The sequence below is a fragment of the Novipirellula sp. genome (genome assembly GCF_041583735.1).
In the GTDB taxonomy this organism is placed as follows: domain Bacteria; phylum Planctomycetota; class Planctomycetia; order Pirellulales; family Pirellulaceae; genus Novipirellula.
The window spans coordinates 1-2,839 of sequence record NZ_JBFHFD010000881.1 but is presented as its reverse complement, the minus strand read 5'-3'; the positions used below and the strand labels follow the sequence as shown (position 1 = coordinate 2,839).

Below are 2,839 nucleotides of genomic sequence, written 5' to 3'. Positions count from 1 at the left end.
GCTTGCGTCGCGGTTCGCTCGGCGGCCAATTGAGCCGTTCGTTTGTCAAGCGTTTCAAGATGTTTGGTGATCGTTCCGTTGCGAATCTCGCGTGACTTGTCTCCCACGATTTGCATTAACGTGTCCACCACCTGCTTGGCCGTCTCGGCGTCCGCTGCGCCGTATTCAAGCACGATGTCAAATGCGCCCTTGGTGGCTTGAACCTCAATCGCTTTGGCGGTCGCGGATTCCGGGGCGGTCAACGGTAGCGATTCATAGAGCTGGCGGATCGTGTCGGGGGCATCAATTAATACCACCATGTCGGTTGCCAACGGCACTGCGAAAAAAGGATATCCCACCGTGCTCTGCTCTAACGTCAAACGCCCCGTGTAGGTAAACGTGTCTTTGGCAAATCGGTCTCCCGCCCACCATGCGACCGCCACGCCAAGCATGCTGGCGATCACAAACCATTTGACCGATCGCTTCAAGAATTGGCTAAAAAGTTCATTGTCATGCGATTCATCGAATCGAACCGAATGAACGCCTGATGCTCGCTTGATGCTGCCCTGGATTAATTCGTGAGGTTGCTCGACGTTGTCATTTTGCAGACTTAGCATTCAAGGCTCCTATTGGACTTGCGTTGCTTGGACTTGCGTTGCGTTGTTCGCGTCGGGTTGCGATAGAACAATTTATATTGATAGGGTGCGGTGTGATGCGGATCGTTGCGAAGGGGAAAACGTATAGAGAACCGCCGCAATTCCCGCGGTGCACGCCTGCAAAAATCGCACCGTAGGTCGCAACCAAGATCATTCTAAGCGGAATGAAATAGGTCAGGGGGTTCAGTACCCCAATCATATCGGATTTCGCGCTTCGGTATATCTTTTTTTTGAAGCACGCTTCGCGCGAAGCCTAATGGATCACGCTCAACCGCTAGACCGATCGTAATAGCGATCCTTCCGATACTAGAAAGCGGTATATTGATTTGGCGTGGACATCGGTTGCGATTGCAGCGTTTGCAAGCGGCGAGCTTTACGTGCTACCACGGCGGTTGATCGTCGAGCCGAAATGAGTAGCCCTACGATGCACCCCGAATTGAATAAGAATGCAAAGCTATAGGCTTCTGCCATCCATACCGTCACGATCACGACTGACGTTGCCATGACCGAGGAAAGCAAGGCAACCAATAAGAACTCGGTCGGCTGTGTCAAAGTCGCTCGTTGTCGCAGAAACGCCACAAAAATGCCAACCGGAAGCAATAGAAATGCGATCGAACCGACGACACCGGTATTTAAGTAATGCAGCAGATAATGATTGTCGACCGACAAAAAGAGACCTCGCAGATGAGGTTCCAACATGGCTTCGTGTTTGGGTAATGTGCCCCAGTTGCCAAACCCGATCCAGCCGACTTGAGAAAGCGGTTTCTTATAAACCGCAAACAGTAAGTAGCGATGTCGTGACCCCGAATACGTATACGTTTCACCCTCAATTTTAATCGTATGAATACCATCGCTGTTTTCGATCGCGTCAGCCATCTTTAGCATCGTTGGCACCATCACGATGCTAAGTGCGATCGCTAGTACACAAGCAAATAGCGAGAATAGGCGAATGGGTGGGAAATAGTACCAGAAGAGTCCGAAAATCACGCCAGCTAAAACCATGCAAGGTCCGCGTGATAAAGTCGCTACGGTTCCCATCAATAAGATCACGGGGGCGATCAGCCAAAATTTAGATCCGCGTCCCCAATAACTTTGGTAGGTTTGAGTGAGTACCCACGGGGATGCCAGGGCCAGCACAAGACCGGCATAAATCGGATGTCCGAACCATGCCTCGGCTCGTTTTAGTCCCAGCCGGTGCCCCGAGTCCCCTTGCGTCGATCCTTCATGACCGAGCAACGTGTTAAACAGGTTGTAGTCTGCGACCGATTCAAAAATCATCGCGACTGCCAAAATCAACGCAAGCGTCGCGGCCAACGGAACAAAATCGATTGCGTCTTGTTCGTGAATCAGGATCAGCCTCGCCAAAATGTAGGGAAACACCCATTGCGCTAGCAAGCTGAGCATCACCGTGGGGCTGAAGTGGTCGTTCAGTGTCGTGCTGATCGCGGCTGTCACCATAATGACAACCGGCAGCAGATCGATCCAAGAAAAACCGGCAAAGGCAAATTGGCGTGGTTTCACCACGACGACAGCAACTGCCATCAAAGCAACGACACATCGCACGGTGATATCGGCCGCGCCGACGACAAGAGCCAGCCATGTGGGGACTAAAAAAGCAACTGCCCAGCCAGCGCGAGCGGCATGCCGAGGCGAGTAAAATCTCGCCACAAAAAGCATCAGCACTGCGACACTAAGGGCAATGAAATGGAACATGCAATGTGAACGTGACTGGCGAGCAACCCAATACAATGCCGGATCCCTGATCACACCGCTTGTCAATGCGCGCGATCGGGTGGACCCACCCAATGTAATTGCGGAAGGGGGCAGGTCCAATGGGACACTGGGGTGGATGAGCCCGTCATCTCCAATGCGGAACCACTCTCAGCAGTTTGGACGGCCACGAATCAGATGGGTCGGCGGCGATCCAGCGAGCGCCGGTTGTCCAACCTTGTCAGCGAGTGGTGATGGGGGCGACCGTCGCTGGATTGCCTTGATTGATCGCGGCTCGAAACACATCGATCACCCCGGGTTGGAGCTCAACCCCGGCGGGCAATGGGAAACGACCAAGCCCCTTGCCTTGATAATGAATGTCCTCGATCACATTGGGGCTCTTTCCCGTGCGGTCAATCGCAATCGATTGAACTTGCCACTGATGCACGACGATCTCATACAGCACCTCGGCCGGAAGCGGCAGCGTTTTTTGC

Annotated in this window: 2 protein-coding genes and 1 pseudogene; all 3 read right to left on the bottom strand. The window is 53.1% G+C overall.

What is annotated here, in order from left to right; genetic code table 11:
- Positions 1 to 596: hypothetical protein (locus ABX962_RS34110; protein ID WP_372726128.1), on the bottom strand; the 596-nt coding region annotated here is incomplete at its 3' end.
- Between the two features lie 345 nt (positions 597 to 941).
- Complete coding sequence (locus tag ABX962_RS34105; RefSeq protein WP_372726127.1) at positions 942 to 2,348, bottom strand: hypothetical protein; 1,407 nt, start codon at positions 2,346 to 2,348, stop codon at positions 942 to 944.
- A gap of 238 nt (positions 2,349 to 2,586) precedes the next feature.
- Positions 2,587 to 2,839 (bottom strand): annotated as a pseudogene (locus ABX962_RS34100) (hypothetical protein); the annotation flags it as partial.